This is a genomic window from Rothia sp. P6271 (assembly GCF_048512995.1).
Taxonomy (GTDB): domain Bacteria; phylum Actinomycetota; class Actinomycetes; order Actinomycetales; family Micrococcaceae; genus Rothia.
In genome coordinates this window covers 195,645-213,122 of sequence record NZ_JBLXXV010000001.1, presented here as the reverse complement: position 1 = coordinate 213,122, position 17,478 = coordinate 195,645, and the positions used below count along the sequence as shown (strand labels likewise).

19 protein-coding genes are annotated in these 17,478 nt (G+C 48.4%); all 19 read left to right on the top strand.

Features of this window, described 5'->3' with window-relative positions; translation table 11 throughout:
* The first annotated feature begins 79 nt into the window (after positions 1-79).
* The 19 genes from ACN08X_RS00955 to rpsK all read left to right on the top strand — a co-directional run bounded on the left by ACN08X_RS00955 (position 80) and on the right by rpsK (position 17,330).
* Complete coding sequence (locus ACN08X_RS00955) at positions 80-4,177, top strand: amino acid adenylation domain-containing protein (protein WP_419107655.1); 4,098 nt, start codon at positions 80-82, stop codon at positions 4,175-4,177.
* A gap of 342 nt (positions 4,178-4,519) precedes the next feature.
* Positions 4,520-6,847 carry an S-layer homology domain-containing protein gene (locus ACN08X_RS00950; RefSeq protein WP_419107654.1) on the top strand — a complete coding sequence of 776 codons (2,328 nt, stop codon included), beginning with the start codon at positions 4,520-4,522 and terminating at the stop codon, positions 6,845-6,847.
* 441 nt (positions 6,848-7,288) lie between these two features.
* The gene (gene rplN / locus ACN08X_RS00945; protein ID WP_419100862.1) at positions 7,289-7,660 is read left to right on the top strand and encodes a 50S ribosomal protein L14; all 372 of its coding nucleotides are present in this window, start codon (positions 7,289-7,291) and stop codon (positions 7,658-7,660) included.
* A gap of 3 nt (positions 7,661-7,663) precedes the next feature.
* Positions 7,664-7,999 (top strand): 50S ribosomal protein L24, encoded by a 336-nt coding sequence (gene rplX / locus ACN08X_RS00940; protein ID WP_419100861.1) that lies wholly within the window; start codon positions 7,664-7,666, stop codon positions 7,997-7,999.
* Entirely contained in the window at positions 7,999-8,559 is a 561-nt protein-coding gene (gene rplE, locus ACN08X_RS00935) for a 50S ribosomal protein L5 (protein WP_419100860.1), read from the top strand. The genes rplX and rplE overlap by 1 nt, the downstream gene beginning before the upstream one ends.
* 80 nt (positions 8,560-8,639) lie before the next feature.
* A complete protein-coding gene (rpsH, locus tag ACN08X_RS00930; RefSeq protein WP_419100859.1) occupies positions 8,640-9,038 on the top strand; it encodes a 30S ribosomal protein S8 in 399 nt (132 codons plus the stop codon).
* A 25-nt stretch (positions 9,039-9,063) separates the two neighbouring features.
* Positions 9,064-9,600, top strand: coding sequence for a 50S ribosomal protein L6 (rplF, locus tag ACN08X_RS00925; protein ID WP_419100858.1), 537 nt, complete (start codon positions 9,064-9,066; stop codon positions 9,598-9,600).
* Between the two features lie 2 nt (positions 9,601-9,602).
* The gene (gene rplR, locus ACN08X_RS00920) at positions 9,603-9,962 is read left to right on the top strand and encodes a 50S ribosomal protein L18 (protein ID WP_419100857.1); all 360 of its coding nucleotides are present in this window, start codon (positions 9,603-9,605) and stop codon (positions 9,960-9,962) included.
* Complete coding sequence (gene rpsE, locus ACN08X_RS00915; RefSeq protein ID WP_419100856.1) at positions 9,962-10,651, top strand: 30S ribosomal protein S5; 690 nt, start codon at positions 9,962-9,964, stop codon at positions 10,649-10,651. The genes rplR and rpsE overlap by 1 nt, the downstream gene beginning before the upstream one ends.
* On the top strand, positions 10,651-10,860 hold the full coding sequence (rpmD, locus tag ACN08X_RS00910) for a 50S ribosomal protein L30 (protein ID WP_419100855.1): 210 nt from the start codon (positions 10,651-10,653) through the stop codon (positions 10,858-10,860). The genes rpsE and rpmD overlap by 1 nt, the downstream gene beginning before the upstream one ends.
* A 2-nt stretch (positions 10,861-10,862) precedes the next feature.
* On the top strand, positions 10,863-11,312 hold the full coding sequence (gene rplO / locus ACN08X_RS00905; protein WP_419100854.1) for a 50S ribosomal protein L15: 450 nt from the start codon (positions 10,863-10,865) through the stop codon (positions 11,310-11,312).
* Positions 11,313-11,564: 252 nt separating this feature from the next.
* Positions 11,565-12,875: a preprotein translocase subunit SecY gene (secY, locus tag ACN08X_RS00900; protein ID WP_419105619.1), complete on the top strand. Its 1,311-nt coding sequence runs from the start codon at positions 11,565-11,567 to the stop codon at positions 12,873-12,875.
* Positions 12,872-13,438, top strand: coding sequence for an adenylate kinase (locus ACN08X_RS00895; protein WP_419107653.1), 567 nt, complete (start codon positions 12,872-12,874; stop codon positions 13,436-13,438). The genes secY and ACN08X_RS00895 overlap by 4 nt, the downstream gene beginning before the upstream one ends.
* A gap of 110 nt (positions 13,439-13,548) precedes the next feature.
* On the top strand, positions 13,549-14,382 hold the full coding sequence (gene map / locus ACN08X_RS00890) for a type I methionyl aminopeptidase (RefSeq protein WP_419105618.1): 834 nt from the start codon (positions 13,549-13,551) through the stop codon (positions 14,380-14,382).
* Positions 14,383-14,455: 73 nt separating this feature from the next.
* On the top strand, positions 14,456-15,637 hold the full coding sequence (gene rlmN / locus ACN08X_RS00885) for a 23S rRNA (adenine(2503)-C(2))-methyltransferase RlmN (protein ID WP_419107652.1): 1,182 nt from the start codon (positions 14,456-14,458) through the stop codon (positions 15,635-15,637).
* Positions 15,638-15,831: 194 nt separating this feature from the next.
* Positions 15,832-16,053, top strand: a complete 222-nt coding sequence (gene infA / locus ACN08X_RS00880) for a translation initiation factor IF-1 (RefSeq protein ID WP_419100849.1) — start codon at positions 15,832-15,834, stop codon at positions 16,051-16,053.
* Between the two features lie 136 nt (positions 16,054-16,189).
* Positions 16,190-16,303 (top strand): 50S ribosomal protein L36, encoded by a 114-nt coding sequence (gene rpmJ, locus ACN08X_RS00875; RefSeq protein WP_419100848.1) that lies wholly within the window; start codon positions 16,190-16,192, stop codon positions 16,301-16,303.
* A gap of 181 nt (positions 16,304-16,484) precedes the next feature.
* Entirely contained in the window at positions 16,485-16,853 is a 369-nt protein-coding gene (rpsM, locus tag ACN08X_RS00870) for a 30S ribosomal protein S13 (RefSeq protein WP_419100847.1), read from the top strand.
* A 72-nt stretch (positions 16,854-16,925) separates the two neighbouring features.
* Positions 16,926-17,330 (top strand): 30S ribosomal protein S11, encoded by a 405-nt coding sequence (gene rpsK / locus ACN08X_RS00865; protein WP_419100846.1) that lies wholly within the window; start codon positions 16,926-16,928, stop codon positions 17,328-17,330.
* Positions 17,331-17,478 lie beyond the last annotated feature (148 nt).

The following is a 17,478-nucleotide window of genomic DNA, read 5'->3' as shown; positions in this document are numbered from 1 at the left end:
ATATTTTTCTATAGCTTTCTCAGCAGTCAGCTGAACGCTCACCATAAAAATTAGGATTTAGAGAAAAGACACCTCAACGATGGATTGTGTATCTTCCTCCCCACAAGACCAGTGGCTACCGCTGATTTCTTCTGCTCGTGGTATTTTCTTTGCCCAAGAACTAGATCCCGAAAACCCCTGCTATAACACTGCCGAGGTTCTAGAATGCCCAGAAGAGATAGATATACAGTTGCTACGTCAAGGATTGCAACAGGTGTATCAAGAAAATGAAAGTTTTCGTGTACAGCTAAGAGTCTTTGACGGGAAACCTCAACAACGTCTTATATCTCTTGACGATTTTGTTGAGATCAACCCACTATTTCCTATCGTTGAGCTCTCTCAAGAATCTGGTCAAGACCTAGACGAGGAATACGTTCACGGGCATTCATCCTTGCCGGCTCCGGTTGCTCGCTGGGCTCTTCAGCTGATGCGTTTGCCTCTAGATCTCGCGGCTGGGCAGACTGTTCGTAGCCAAGGAATCTTATGGCAGGGACGTTTATGGTTGGTTCATATCTTTCATCATAGTGTTGCTGATGGTTTTGCTGTTTTTAACGCTTTAAGCCGTGTATTGAGCATTTATCGTACGTTGAGGCAAGGGCAACCGATACCTACGATAAGACGAGGTTCTTTAAAATCTCTCCTTGATGCTGATGAACAGGCACATAGTATCCAGCAGTTGCAATATAACTTCTGGGCATCAAATCCTCCGTGGAATACCCAAGAACCATACGACGAGAATGCTCAAGCGTTGCAAGGAGTCCTTTGCCAGCCTGATACTACGATTGCCGGTTATCGTGAGTCTGCTTCACCGTATCCGTGGAGGGCACGTGCTGAGTTGGAACAATGCACCGAAAAACTCTTGCTGGAGGTGAGCCAGAAATGTCGTGTTGCGTGGCCTACTGTGGTCATTGCTGGTATTGGGGCATACCTAACACGAGTGAGCTATAACCAGCATGTTTCGGTGGGTGTTCCTCAAATGAACCGGATGCTTCCTGACCAGCAACAACCATTAGCTGCTGCGTGTGCACAAATAGGCTGTACCGCAGTCAACGTGTTACCGGTGCTTGTCTCTGCCGGCTTATCGGGGACAGAACAAATACGTCAGGTTCAGCAGCAACAGCAACGCAACCAGCGTTATGCGTTCGTTCGTCAAGAAGAACTTGAACGTTTAGCTCAACGTCATCAGGGGCGTCTTTTTGGTGCACAAATTAATGTTGTTCCTTTTGATGCGTCTTTTCGGGTTCCAGAAGGAAGTGTTATCTTACATAACCTCAACGCCGGACCTGTTGATGATATGACGTTCTGTTTTCGCGGTATGCCTGGACGGGGGCAAGGTATCAGCTGCGAAATTGATGCTAACTCTGCTCTTTATAGCGTAGATGAGGTTCAACAACACCTTAGGCGTCTTATGTCTTGGCTCAAAGAATGGGCTCAGGCTATTGTTGCTGAAGATGATGAAAAAATATTGAGCGTATGCACCGCAGAAGAACTTCTTGAACTGGAAAAGTTTAATAGCACGAATCATGCCATAAAGTACTGCAGCCTTTTAGAGCGTTTTCAACATCAGGTGAGAAAAACACCGGAGGCTATTGCGGTACGAGCAAGTGGGGCAATACATTGTGATGAACCGGAAGCTTTAAACTGTGATAAAGAGCTGACCTATGCGGAGCTAGATACTCAGGCACGGCTTTTTGCGTGTGCGCTCAAAGCCCATGGGGTTTTAGCCGGTGATGCTGTAGGGCTTCGTTTTCACCGTGGTATTGAACAATATATTGCGGTATATGGTTTGCTCTATGCTGGTGCTGTATACGTACCTCTTTTACCGGAGCTACCAGCAGAACGCGTCAGCTCTATGGGGCAAGATGCTAACATCCGTTTAATCATCCACGGGCCTCATACACCCTCTTGGGATAGTTCCTTGACACCACCAATCCCTGATGTCCACTGGGATTGTTTGGTGGAGACAGCTTCGGAACAAAATATATTGTCTGAGCGCTATCCTGGTGAATACTTATCTTTGGAAGATACTGCCTATATTTTGTTCACGTCTGGGTCTACAGGGCGTCCTAAAGGTGCTGCTATTTCCCATCGTGCGATTGATAACCGTCTTCGTTGGCAACAACATCAGATTCCACTTTTTTACGGTGATGTGGTGCTACACAAGACCCCTATTTCTTTTGACGTTCATGTGTGGGAGCTGTACTGGCCGTTACAAGAAGGTGCCACCGTACTGATTGCTGCTCCGGAAGGGCATAAAGACCCCGTATACCTTGCACGGGTTATCTGTGAACAAGACGTTACCTGCGTTCATTTTGTGCCAGCTATGCTGACTCTTTTTCTTAACTCGCCGGCTGCTTCACGTGTTCTTCAAGCGTATGATTCTAAAAAACTACGGTATGTAGTATGCAGTGGTGAAGCCCTGTTAACAGAACATGTGGTGGGCACTTATCAACTATTAGGTGTTTATCCTCTTAACCTTTATGGTCCTACCGAAGCTGCCGTGGACGTGACCTATTTTGATACGGCAGAAGAACCTCAACGTCAACCTATTCCTATTGGCAAGCCGGTGTGGAACACTCATTGCTATATCGTTGATTCGACGGGCGCTATCGTACCTGTAGGTGTGACCGGCGAACTTGTACTTGCCGGAGTTCAGCTCTCTCAAGGGTATTGCGGTAACGATGAAGCCAACAAACGTAGCTTTTTGGCGATGCCTTCTACCGGTGAACGCTGCTATCGGACGGGAGACATTGCACAGTGGAATAAAGATGGGACGATTACCTATCGCGGTCGTAACGACGCTCAAGTCAAAATTGGTGGGCAACGTCTTGAACTAGGTGAGGTAGAGAGTGTTTTAAACGCTTCTGCTGCGGTTCGTTCGGGTATTGCTCGTATTGAATATCGTGGTTCTGAACCTGTATTAGCTGCAATTTATGAGATGTCTGAACCATATGACGAAAACCTTGTTGAGGATTCTATTGCTCAGGTCCGTCATGATTGCGCTGAACGTCTTGCTCCATATATGGTTCCTACTCTTTGGGCGGTGCTTCCTGAATTGCCGGTTAGCGCCAGTGGAAAAATTGATAGAAAATCTCTCATAAATGTTGATTATGGTTTGTCTCGAACAATTTCAGATGCCCCCGAATCTTTCCAAGAAGAGCAACTCTGTGATTTGTTTGCAGAAGTCCTTGGAGTAGAACAATACGGACCTCAAGAGAATTTCCTTCTTGCTGGGGGTAATTCTCTGAAAGCTTTAGAGCTGGTTGCTGTATTAGAGCGTCGTTTGGGTATGAGCTGTACGTTAGGAATGATTTTTGCTGCTCCTACGCCACGAGAGCTTTTAGCTGCTATAGGCCATGATGAACGTCGAGAGTTCTCTCACGTGTTAATACTCAGGGAAGGCGCTCGCGAGCAAATACCGTGGGTCTTTTTAGCGCCTGCTGGCGGGTTAGGGTGGAGCTATTCTTCGTATGTGGCGCATTTACCAGAAGATGCTTCAGTTATTCTTTTGCAGACTCCACATTATGAGGACCCCGAATATCCTGAGCCTCAGAGCATCGAAGAATTAGCCCTATATTATGTTGGTTTGCTTGAGAGCTTGGAGCTATCGACGTTTTATCTGGTGGGCTGGTCTGTTGGCGGAACTGTTTCAGTGGATGTTGCATCTTTGGCAAGCGCTCGTGGGATGAAGGTTAAACAGTGTGTGATTCTTGATGGTTATCCTGCCCAACAATGGGCTTCTGTGGATGAACCGAGTAAAGAGGACACCTACCGTGCGTTATTACGTATGGGAGGTGTTGATACGGAAGAGTCTCCGTTGTCTTTGGGGCGGGCTGTTGAGCTTTTGAAAGGCTCTGGCTCTGCGCTAGGGCATTTGGGGGAGCGAGACCTTCAGACGTGTATTCGTACGATGGGGTATCACACTCGGTTGATGCGTTCTTCTACTCAACGTGTGTTTGAGGGCGATACCGTTGTGATTGCTGTTGCTCATGATAATCAGCCTTTCTTGGATGCTTCTGCGTGGGTGAAGCAGGCTCCTCGTGTGCGAGTTCATCATATTAAGGGTATTCATCCGTCGTTGGTTCAACCGTCTCGGGTTCAAGAGATTCTGACCTTATGCAGGAGTGATTTTTCTTAACTATCTGTCAGGTTTTTGTTCATAAAACGTCATGTATTTATTGCTGAATATTGAGGATATTCTCAGATTTTGTGGTGAGAGTGCTTTTCATGAAAAGTTGTCAGCGATGCCATCGAGGGTGAGAGGTGAAGTTCGTGAAAGTTGTTGAGTTTACGGGCTTTTGAAGCAATGGTCAATTAGGAATGAAAAATATAACCTATTTATTAAATTAGCTTGCACTCAACAGGTAAATAGGACATCCTTAATTACGGTTCTTCATGAACCCCGTAGAGGGATTTTATTCAGAAGGACAAACCGATTACACTTTCAGGTTTTTACACCTAGTCCTCCGATGGGAATATTATGAATCTCAACAAGCGCAATCGCTTCACTACTTCTGCTTTAGTTGGTATGAGCGCGCTCTCTTTGCTTGGATCTTCTTTTGTTGTTCCAGCTCAGGCGCATGAGCCGGCACGCTCCATCAGTGTTGATGCACAACAGACCCAGGGTATTCCTGGTCAATATCAGGCCGCATACTCCAAGACTCATAACAAGATGTGGGTTACTGGTTCGTTCCTTCGTACCAACACCGTATCTACTATTGCTCGAGTTAATCCTGAGACCATGAAAATTGAAGCAGTGGCAGAGCTTCCTGCTGCTCGCTCCGGCACCGGAGTTAAAGCTGGTTTCTCATACATGGGTGCTTTTGGTATCGCCGTAGATGACGTTAACAACACCGTATGGGTTACTAATACTCGTACCGATTCAATCTCTGTCTATGATCAGGACACGATGGAACTCCTCTGGACGAACTATGACGTTCTTGCCAGCGAGCCAGACATCGAACACCCACGTTCTGTCATTATTGACAACAAGCACAACAAGGCATATATCACTGGACGTTACAACGTTTGGTCTGTAGATCTTACAAGCCACGAGATTAAGAACCTCGCTATCAAACCTGAAAGCGATGTCCGTGTTCTCACCATGAACCCCACTATCGACGAGAACGCTGGTTTACTTTACGTTCCAGAGCGTTCTAGCGGAACTGTTCAGCTGATTAACTTGGATACTTTCACTCTTGCTGGTGAATTTACTGTCCATGCTGATGATCCTGATGCAGATGTTTACCCCTCTGGTGTGGCTATCGATCATTCCTTGCGTGAAATTTACATTTCTTCGCAGGGTAAAGATGGTAAGAACTCTGGCGTTACTGTTTATGATCTTGATACCCACGCGTTCAAGAAGAGCATTCCTTTCGGTACTCGTGCATTGGGTATTGTCAACGATGAAGAGCGTGATCTCGTATACGTCGCAGATTTCGGCCAAGGCTCTGTAGGTGTTATTGACGCAGCTGCAGGAAAACTTGTTGCTGATGTCAACACCGGTGAAGAGAAGACAAACGACCTCGCTCTTGCAAACGACGGTTCTGTTTTCGCTGTCGACAAAGGAACTTACGCTGAAGGTGTTAATGTTCCGTTCGCACTTGATTTTGCGACAGGTAAGCCTGCTCCTGGCAACAAGACTATGATTCTAGGTGAAGACATCAGCATTGATGCTAACTCCTTCACTCGTTTCACTGTTGACGTCAAAACCGATGACGCAGCTGATGCTTCTCATGCAGAGAAAGACACCGTCACCAACTCTGATGGTGCTACTGTAACCGGAGTTAAGACCGCAGAAAACGGTAAGGACCTTGTCTTTAGTGGTACCGGTTGGACCACTAAAGATGGTGTAGGTTCTGTACTTGCTGCGAAGTTTGACATGGGTGGAGTAAGCGTTCTTGAACCTGTAACCAACCCTGTCAACGGAAAAGCTATTCCAAATAAGACTGTCTACGGTGTCGTTCAAGCTGGCGCTGACGGTTCTTGGACTGCAACCTTGCCGTTCCCTACCCCCGAGAACTCCACTGCTACTGCTGACGAGTGGGCTGCTGGAACTGAACATTCTGTAACCTTCTTGAGTGGTTCTCTGGCTCAGAACGATAACGGTCGTTCAGTGACCTTTGATTTCACCGTTGGTGCTCCAGCTGCTGCAATGGATTCCGAAGCTAAAGTTGTTGAGCCCACTAAGGTTGATTTCCAGGGATACCCTGAGCTAACCAAGACTACCGATAAAGACTTCACTGTTGTTTCCTTCAAGGACAACAATGACAGCGTCATCTTCCACAACGAAATTCAGTGGGTTGGCGAGCACGGTGTTGCTAAGGGATGGTCTGATGGAACTTACCGTCCTTTCGAAAACATTGATCGTGGTGCAATGGCTGCGTACATGTACCGTCTAGCTGGTTCACCTCGCTACCATGCTCCTGAAGAATCTCCTTTCAAGGACGTTCCTACCGATCACGTGTTCTATAAGGAAATTGCATGGTTGCACCAGGCCGGTATCACCACCGGTTGGGCTGATGGTACTTACCGCCCCTCTGAGCCTATCAAGCGTGACGCTATGGCAGCATTCTTCTACCGTGCAGCTGGTTCTCCTGAATTCACTGAGCCTGCTCACTCCTTCAAAGATGTTTCTAACGCAGACATCTTCCACAAGGAAATCGCATGGATGAAAGAAAACGGCATCAGCAAGGGCTGGGAAGATAACACCTACCGTCCTTATGAAAACAACAAGCGTGACGCTATGGCAGCATTCGTTTACCGTTTTGCTCAGAACGCTACTTTTGAAGCTAGCGCAAAAAAGTAAGTAGTGTTTCGTTGAGAAACTAGGAGTCTTGTTGTAGCTAAGACTCTTATCCTGAAGGGGTAGGGCACTCAAAAAATATTTTGAGTGCCCTACTTCTTTTTAAGGTTTATTCTAAGTGTCGTTAATTACAGGAATATCTTCTGGTTAAGGGCTGTCTTAGGTGAGAAAAACTGTGCTAGAGTATTCGTTTGTATGGGTTTTTGTACCCATACGTTTAACCACGGATTTTTTCGTGCCAAAGCATAATGCCGCTTTACTAGCGGGGTTCGCCCGCTTTACTAGCGGGTCCAAATGTTCCTGGCATGGATTAATCCCAGGCGTATCCGCCAACCCGCATCGCAACGATGAGGGACCGGTGCGTCAAACATCCCGTAAAAATGTTCCGCAAGGCTAGTCCACAACATACCGTGCGGCTGGAACCGGCGAGACGACAGGAGAAATATGATTCAGCAGGAGTCACGACTGAAGGTCGCTGACAACACCGGTGCGAAGGAAATCCTGACCATCCGTGTTCTCGGTGGTTCTTCCCGTCGTTACGCAGGCATTGGCGACATCATTGTCGCAACCGTTAAGGACGCAATCCCTGGCGGTACCGTTAAGAAGGGCGACGTTGTTAAAGCAGTTGTCGTCCGTACCAAGAAGGAAACCCGTCGCCCAGACGGCTCCTACATTAAATTCGATGAGAACTCCGCAGTCATCATCAAGAATACTGATGGCGACCCCCGTGGTACCCGTATCTTCGGGCCAGTTGGGCGTGAGTTGCGCGATAAGAAGTTCATGAAAATTATCTCGCTTGCTCCGGAGGTGCTCTAACTCATGGCTAAGATCAAGTCCGGTGACCTCGTACAGGTCATCTCAGGTGCAGATCGCGGTAAGCAGGGTAAAGTTCTGCGCGTCTTCCCGAAGACCAACCGTGTGCTCGTTGAGGGCGTAAAAATCGTCACCAAGCACAACAAGGCAAACCCGATGACCGGTGCAGCCGGTGGAATCGAAAAGGTCGAGGCACCGATTCACGTATCTAACGTAGCAATCGTTGATCCCGAGACCAAAAAGCCGACTCGCGTTGGTTTCCGCCTCGAGACAGAAGAGCGTAATGGCAAAACTCGTACCGTTCGCGTACGTTACGCCAAGAGCTCAGGTAAGGACATCTAATGACCGAAACCAAGATTACCCCTCGCTTCAAGACTAAGTTCAACGAAGAGGTTACCCCAGCTCTGCAGGAGCAGTTCAACTACTCCAACGTGATGCAGGCTCCCAAGGTTCTTAAGGTTGTTGTAAACATGGGTGTTGGCGAAGCTGCTCGCGACGCAAAACTCATGGACGGCGCTATTCGCGACCTCACCGCAATTACCGGTCAGAAACCTCTCGTAACCCGCGCGAAGAAATCCATCGCGCAGTTCAAACTGCGTGAAGGTCAGCCTATCGGCGCTCACGTCACTCTACGTGGCGACCGTATGTGGGAATTCCTCGATCGTTTGATTACTCTCGCACTGCCTCGTATCCGCGACTTCCGCGGTCTATCCGATCAGCAGTTCGACGGTAATGGTAACTACACTTTCGGTTTGACCGAACAGTCCATGTTCCACGAAATCGATCAGGACACCATCGATCGCGTCCGCGGTATGGATATCACCATTGTGACCTCCGCAAAAACTGACGACGAAGGCCGCGCATTGCTTAAAGCGCTTGGCTTCCCTTTTAAGACCAAGTAACGACTACGTTGTAGGTCCCTCCTAAAACTACAAACTTGTAGGGGAGAGGAAACCATAACGAGGAAGGGCAAGAGCCCACCATGACTATGACAGATCCTGTCGCAGATATGCTGACCCGTTTGCGTAACGCAAACTCGGCATACCACGACACCGTATCTATGCCTTACTCCAAGCTCAAAGGCCGCATTGCGGAAATTCTTAAAGCTGAAGGCTACATCGCTGAATTCCAGGTAGAAGATGCAAAGGTCGGTAAGACCCTTACTCTTAACCTCAAATTTGGCCCCTCGCGTGAACGTTCCATCGTAGGCGTTCGCCGTATTTCCAAGCCGGGTTTGCGTGTATACGCAAAATCCACCAACCTTCCTCAGGTTCACGGTGGACTCGGTATCGCAATCCTGTCCACCTCTTCAGGTCTGCTTACTGACAAGCAGGCAGCGAAGAAGGGTGTTGGCGGCGAAGTCGTCGCTTACATCTGGTAGTCGGTAAGAAGAGAAAGGAAGAAGAATGTCACGTATTGGACGTCTCCCCATCTCGGTTCCTGCCGGCGTTGAGGTAAAGATTGATGGCAACTTGGTTACCGTAAAGGGCTCTAAGGGCGAATTGTCCCGCGAGATCTCTGCACCTATCACTGTTGCTTTGGAAGACGGTGTAATCACTGTTTCCCGTCCGAATGACGAGCGCACTTCTCGCGCTCTCCATGGTCTTTCCCGCACCCTCATCAATAACATGATTGTCGGTGTAACTGAAGGCTATGCAAAGAAGCTCGAAATCGTTGGTACCGGTTACCGCGTAATGGCAAAGGGCTCCGACCTAGAATTCGCTTTGGGATACTCCCACCCGATTTCTGTGAAAGCTCCTGAAGGAATTACTTTCACCGTTGAGGGCGCGAACAAGCTGACCGTTTCTGGTATTAACAAGCAACAGGTTGGTCAGGTCGCCGCTAACATCCGCGGTCTCCGTAAGCCTGATCCTTACAAAGGCAAAGGTGTTCGCTACGAAGGCGAGCAAATCCGCCGCAAGGTCGGAAAGGCTGGTAAGTAATAATGGCTATCAAGTCAAAGGCAGCTGCGCGCAAGCGTCGTCACGTACGCGTTCGCAAGTATGTATCTGGCACCGCTGTACGTCCTCGTCTGAGCGTCACCCGTTCCACCCGTCACATGTTCGTGCAAATCATTGACGATGTTAAGGGTCACACTCTTGCATCAGCTTCCACCATGGAAACTGAATTGCGTAACGCTGAAATGGATAAAACTGCAAAAGCTAAGCGCGTTGGCGAACTCGTTGCCGAACGTGCGAAAGCAGCTGGCATCGAAGCCGTTGTCTTCGACCGCGGTGGTAACAAATACCACGGTCGTGTAGCAGCAGTGGCTGAAGGCGCACGCGAAGGAGGTCTGGCACTCTAATGAGCGAACAGACAGTAAATGAAAAGGAAACTCAGGTGACTGAAACAACCGCTGAAGCAGTTGAAACCACCGAGAACTCCTCTGCACGTGAAGAGCGCCGCGGCAACCGTGGCGAGCGTCGTGGCAACCGTGGTGAACGCCGCGGAAACCGTGGTCGTGAAGAGGAACGCGAGAAATACATCGAGCGTCTCGTAACCCTTAACCGTGTTTCTAAGGTCGTCAAGGGTGGTCGTCGCTTTAGCTTCACCGCTTTGATGGTCGTCGGTGACGGTAACGGCATGGTCGGTATCGGTTACGGTAAGGCTAAAGAAGTTCCTGCAGCGATTATTAAAGCCGTTGAGGAAGCAAAGAAGAATTTCTTCCGCATTCCTCGCGTTGATGGTCGCACCATCCCTCACCGTGTTCAAGGTGAGGCAGCAGCTGGCGTTGTTATGCTTCGCCCTGCAACAGCAGGTACCGGTATCATCGCTGGTGGTCCTGTACGCCTCGTTCTTGAAGCAGCTGGCGTTCACGATGTGCTTTCCAAGTCTTTGGGCTCCTCAAACCAGATTAACATTGTTCACGCAACTGTCGCAGCGCTCAAGCAGCTTGAAGAGCCTGCAGCTGTTGCTGCACGCCGTGGTCTTGCTCAGGATGAAGTTATTCCTAACTTCTTGCTCAAGTCCAAGTCTGATAAGGCAGGTGCGTAATGGCCGGTAAGCGAATTCAGCCCAGCGACGCTAAACTTGAGATTACTCAGATTAAGTCTTACGTCGGACAGAAGCAGAACATGCGCGATACCCTTCGTTCCCTAGGTCTTAAGCGCCCAGGCAACAAAGTTGTTCGCACTGCAGACCCCGTCACCTGCGGCATGGTTAACACCGTTGCTCACTTGGTGAAGGTTCAGGAGGTCAAATAAAGATGGCACAAGACGCTATTAAAATTCACGATCTGCGCCCCGCACCGGGTGCTCACAAAGCAAAGACCCGCGTAGGCCGCGGTGAAGGCTCAAAGGGTAAAACTGCAGGTCGTGGTACCAAAGGTACTAAGGCACGTTACCAGGTTCGTCCTGGCTTTGAAGGTGGACAGCTTCCATTGCATATGCGCCTTCCAAAGCTTCGTGGCTTCAAGAACCCTTTCCGCACCGAATACCAGGTTGTTAACTTGGATCGTCTTGCGGAACTCTTCCCCGAGGGTGGCGACGTTACCGTTGACGCACTCGTAGCTAAGGGAGCAGTTCGTAAAAACGAATTGGTTAAGGTTCTCGGCGACGGCGAACTTAACGTTAAAATCAACATCACCGTTGATAAAGCTTCCAAGTCTGCTATCGAAAAGATTGAAGCAGCTGGCGGCACCGTTACTGTTAAGTAATATAGCTTAGCTCAAAACACGAACGGCCTCGCATGATGTAGCACGCGCTACAGCATGCGAGGCCGTTCGCTCTTTAAAGTTATTCTTCGCCACATTTTCGCTGATATTAGGGCAAGTTAAGTCTTGAGATTATGTCGTTCACCCTCTAAACAAGCTAGACTAAATGAGACTGTGTACAGCATCGTGCCATGATGAGTTTAAAGCTCAGAATAAAACGGTGCATTGACCCAACTTATATTTACAGGAGGACATGTGCTTAGCGCGTTCGGTCGGGCTTTTAAAACCCGCGATTTGCGGCGTAAGCTGCTGTTCACCCTGGGCATTATCGTAGTGTACCGTTTTGGTGTTTTCATTCCAGCACCAGGTATCTCTTACGGCAACGTTCAGCAATGTCTAGCGCTCGGTAATACTACCGGAGGCGTTTATGATGTGGTGAACCTCTTTAGCGGTGGCGCATTGCTGCAGCTGTCAATTTTTGCTCTTGGCGTGATGCCTTATATTACTGCTTCTATTATTGTGCAGTTGTTGAGGGTCGTTATTCCACGCTTTGAACAACTCCATCAAGAAGGGCCACAGGGACAAACCAAACTGACCCAGTACACCCGTTATCTGACAATTGGTCTTGCCCTATTGAACGCAACCACAATTGTTACTTTGGCTCGTACTGGAACTTTGCTAGGGGAGTGTCCACTTCCTATTATTCCTGATGAGAGCCTGGCGCATATCCTTCTGATTATCATCGTTCTTACCGCAGGAACAGGCGTTATCATGTGGCTAGGTGAGCAAATCACCGAAAAAGGCGTCGGTAACGGCATGTCCTTGCTGATTTTCACCTCTATTGCAGCGCAATTTCCGACTTCCTTGGGTAGCATCGCTAAATCTCAAGGGTGGGGGGTCTTTGCCGCCATCTGTGCTATAGGATTCGTCGTCATTATCGCCGTTGTTTTCGTTGAACAATCACAGCGCCGTATCCCCGTCCAATATGCAAAGCGCATGGTTGGTCGTCGGACGGTACAAACTCGTTCAACGTATATCCCCTTGAAAGTGAATATGGCCGGCGTTATCCCGCTGATTTTCGCTTCGTCTATGCTTCTTGTTCCTGGTTTGATTGCGAATTTCAACACTCCTCGTGACGGTACTGCTCCTCCAGAATGGGTCAACTGGATTAACACCTATCTTGTTCGAGGAGATCACCCTCTTTACATGATTCTCTACTTCTTCATGATTCTAGGCTTCGCATATTTCTATGTTTCTATCACCTTCAACACCGAAGAAGTTGCCGGAAATATGAAGAAATACGGTGGCTTTATCCCTGGAGTTCGTGCAGGACGAGACACCCAAGAATATCTTTCATATGTTCTAAACCGTATTACTTTGCCAGGTGCCTTGTACTTGGCAACTATCGCGATGATTCCGCTTACTGCGTTGGTACTGTTTAACGCAAACCAGAACTTCCCATTTGGCGGTACCTCATTGCTCATTGTTATTGGCGTTGGTTTGGATACCGTGAAACAGATTGACGCTCAGCTACAACAACACAATTACAAAGGATTGCTACGATGAATCGTTTGCTCATCATTGGACCTCCCGGTGCAGGTAAAGGAACCCAAGCTGCTCGCATTGCAGAAAAGCTCAATATTCCTGCTATCTCAACCGGTGACATCTTCCGTAAAAACATTAAGGAAGAAACTCCTCTTGGAAAAGAAGCAAAAAGCTATATCGACGCTGGAAACCTCGTACCAGACTCCGTCACCAACAACATGGTGCGTGCTCGTCTATCTGAAGAAGATGCTCGAGATGGTTTCCTTCTCGACGGATACCCTCGCAATACTGCTCAGGTGACTGAACTCGATGATATTCTCAAAGAACTTGGGCAAGAAATTGACCAGGTACTTTTGCTCATTGCTGATAACGATGAACTCGTAGAACGTCTTCTTGGGCGCGCTGCTGAACAAGGACGCACCGACGATACGGAAGAAGTCATTCGTCACCGTCTTAAGGTATATGAGGAACAGACTGCACCCTTGCTTTCTGTCTACCGTGAGCGTTCCTTGATTCAAGAAGTAGATGGTCTTGGCGAAATTGACGACGTAACGACTCGTATTCTTGAGGCCTTGAAGAAATAACATTCTGATACGTTGTTGTGCCCCCGACATGTTCCGGGGGCACAACAGCTTAAAAGAATCATAAGTACCTGTGTTGTGTGCTGACACAGTGTTGAGGAAAGGATGTTCTGATGGGACGCATTGAATATAAAACAGACCAACAACTTCGTTGGATGGCTCAAGCTGGAGTGGTTACCTCTCGTGCACTAGATGCTGCTGTTCAGGCTGCAAAAGCTGGAGTAAGTACTGCTGAACTTGACGTCGTTTTTCGGAATGTGTTGAAAGAACATAACGCTACGTCAAACTTTTTAGGGTATTACGATTACCCTGCAACTATTTGTACTTCAGTCAACGATGAGGTTGTTCACGGTATCCCAGGAGATAGGGTCTTAGCTTCTGGTGACATGATTTCTATTGACGGCGGCGCTATCGTCGTTGATCCGTACGGTAAAAAATGGAATGGTGATTCTGCTCGAACTTCTCTAATCGGAGAAGTTAGCCAAGAACGTCGGGAACTATCTGAAGTAACTCGTGCCGCAATGTGGCACGGTATCGCTGCGATGGCAACAGCACGCAAAGTGGGAGAAATCGGTTTAGCCATCGAAAATTTTGTTCGTTCAGAGACAGGCGACAAATACGGAATTATTGAAGACTTTGTTGGACATGGTATCGGAACCCAAATGCATATGGCTCCCGAAGTACTGAACTATGCTGCACGAGATCTAGGCCCCCGCTTGAAGAAGGGGATGGCGTTGGCTATTGAACCGATGCTTGTCACCGGTGGAATTGATACTCGAACTCTTGCTGATGAGTGGACCATTGTTACCGCTGATGGCGGCGATGCTTGTCAATGGGAGCACAGCGTAGCTCTTCACTCTGAAGGCATTTGGGTTTTGACTGCAGAAGACGGCGGTGCTGAAGAACTTTCCAAACTTGGTGTTACCGTCAAACCTATCCCCGCTTAGCTTGCTTGAGAGAAGAACGCATCACACATTGAATCTCATCTGCCATATACGGTGAGATATGAAGAAAGATATTATGAGTACAACTCACACAAAAACTCTGGTGGAGATTTCAAATGTCCGCCCTGCTCCTGGAACCATTGCTTTACGTGCCCCACGTCGTGAGCAACCTCCTCGTCATATTGCTGATTTTGATATGAAAGGCCGTCGCGCTTTTTTAGAGGAACTTGGTTATCAACCATTTCGTGCAGCACAATTGTCAAAACATTATTTTGAACGTTTGGTGAGCGATCCTGCTTTGATGACGGATTTACCTGCTGCTAATCGTGAAAAAATGGTTTCGGAAGCAATGCCACAGCTTCTAACTCCGGTACGCACTCTTGAAGCCGATCGGGGTAATACGCTTAAAGTGGTTCATCGTCTTTTCGACGGGGCGATGGTCGAATCTGTCATTATGCGATACGAGAATCGTGTGACGATGTGTATTTCTTCGCAGGCTGGTTGCGGTATGAACTGTCCATTCTGTGCTACAGGGCAGCAAGGGTTAACTCGCAATCTTTCAACTGCAGAAATTGTTGAACAGGTGGTTGCTGGTGCTCGTTACCTCAAAGAGATGAAAGGCCTTGAACAAGCTGGTGATGGTGCTGAGGATACTCGCCCCTTACGAGTGTCGAATATCGTGTTTATGGGTATGGGCGAAGCTCTTGCAAACTATAAACGTACGATGGGTGCGGTGCATCGTTTAATCGATCCTTCTCCAGAAGGTCTTGGTATTTCTGCTCGCGGTATTACAATGTCTACCGTGGGGCTTGTGCCAGGTATGCGTAAATTTGAGATGGAGAAGCTTCCGATTACTCTTGCATTATCTTTGCACGCTCCTGATGATGAACTACGCGATGAGCTGATTCCTATTAACACTCATTGGAAGGTTGATGAGGCGTTGGACGCCGCGTACAGCTATTATCGGACTACCGGGCGCCGAATCTCTATTGAGTATGCGTTAATTCGAGATATTAATGATCAAGGATGGCGTGCTGATTTATTGGGGAAGAAGCTCGCCCAGCGAGGACGTGGCTGGGTTCATGTGAATCCTATTCCGCTGAATCCGACTCCGGGCTCAAAGTGGACAGCCTCTCGTAAAGGTGTGGAGCAGAATTTTGTGGAGCGTTTACGTGCTCATGGTATTCCAACGACGATTCGTGATACTCGCGGGTCGGATATTGACGGAGCATGCGGACAGCTAGCTGCTCAGGAATAGTTTGTGCCATGCAATATACTCAATGAGTGCAATATCACGTGAAGATTGCTCAAATGGGTTAACTTTTGAGCAGATATCCCGTACACTGGATTGTTGGTTGTCTCTACCGTTCCTCGTGTTCTGTGTGGAGATAAATCACAAGATAAGTTCAATGTCTGATGTGGATTCATCAGACACCGACGTTAGCGGAGGATATGGCCAAGAAAGACGGCGTCATTGAGATTGAAGGTTCTGTGGTCGAAGCTCTACCCAACGCGATGTTTCGTGTTGAGTTGGACAACGGACACAAAGTACTAGCTCACATCTCAGGCAAGATGCGTCAGCACTACATTCGAATCCTGCCTGAGGATCGAGTTATTGTGGAATTGTCCCCTTACGACCTCTCACGCGGTCGTATTGTCTACCGCTATAAATAAACAGCATAGTAAACGTCGCTTCGTGCGGCGTTTAACGTGCGTTAAATAGGGGATAACGTTCTCTACGTATGTAGGGAAACCTCTTATTCCGCCCAACTGTAACTGCAAATAATTGCAATCAACGCAAAGGAATGCGATGAAGGTCAAGCCGAGCGTTAAGCCGATCTGCGATAAGTGCAAAGTGATTCGCCGTAATGGCAAAGTCATGGTGATCTGCGAAAATCCGCGCCACAAGCAGCGTCAGGGCTAATCACTTAATAGCTCTGAGGAATGCTCATCCGTTTCAAAACGGGTTCATGAAATAGGCACCGCTTCTGAAAACTGAAGATATCGGTTTTTAGAATACCTCCGGACACAGAGGCCGGGGACTGGAGATAACCTCCAGGCAGTGATGCCATAGACCTCTGATATCAATAAGGAGAACAGCCAATATGGCACGTCTCGCTGGAGTCGATCTTCCCCGCGAAAAGCGCGTGGAAGTAGCTCTTACATACATTTACGGCGTGGGTAAAACCCGTGCACACGAAACACTCGAGGCTACTGGAATTAGCCCTGACGTGCGCGTTAAGGACCTGAGCGACGCTCAGCTCGTTTCGCTTCGTGACTTCATCGAAGGTAACTACAAGGTTGAAGGTGACCTCCGCCGTGAGGTTGCTGCAGATATTCGCCGCAAGGTTGAGATTGGTAGCTACCAGGGTCTGCGTCACCGCCGCGGTCTGCCCGTACATGGTCAGCGCACCAAAACTAACGCTCGTACCCGTAAGGGTCCTAAGCGTACCGTTGCTGGTAAGAAGAAGTAATAACACGTTGTTTCAGTCCATCACATCTTGTTGGACCAACGTATTCACCAAACCTTTGTAGGAGAATCAAAAATGCCTCCCAAGACTCGTGCAGCGGCACGTAAAACTAGCCGCCGCAAGGTAAGCAAGAATATTGTTGCCGGTCAGGCACATATTAAATCCACTTTTAACAACACCATTGTTTCTATTACTGATCCCTCTGGTGCAGTCATTTCATGGTCGTCTGCTGGCGAAATGGGATTCAAGGGCTCACGTAAGTCCACCCCATACGCAGCTCAGATGGCTGCTGAAACTGCTGCAAAGCGAGCTCAAGAGCATGGCGTTCGTAAGGTAGACGTTTTCGTTAAGGGTCCAGGATCCGGTCGCGAAACTGCAATTCGTTCACTTCAGGCAACTGGTCTTGAAGTTGGTTCGATTCAGGACGTTACCCCTGTCGCTCACAACGGCTGCCGTCCGCCGAAGCGTCGTCGCGTCTAATTTTTAGAAGATGCGGTTCTCCCGAGTTCTAGTGCTCGGGCGGTCGGTTTCTCATCCTAAAAGATATAGACCGATCACCGGACAGACTGCTTCGTCTGCTTCCTTATTCCCTGTTTTCCCCAACCTGTGAGCTCATATAGCGGATGCT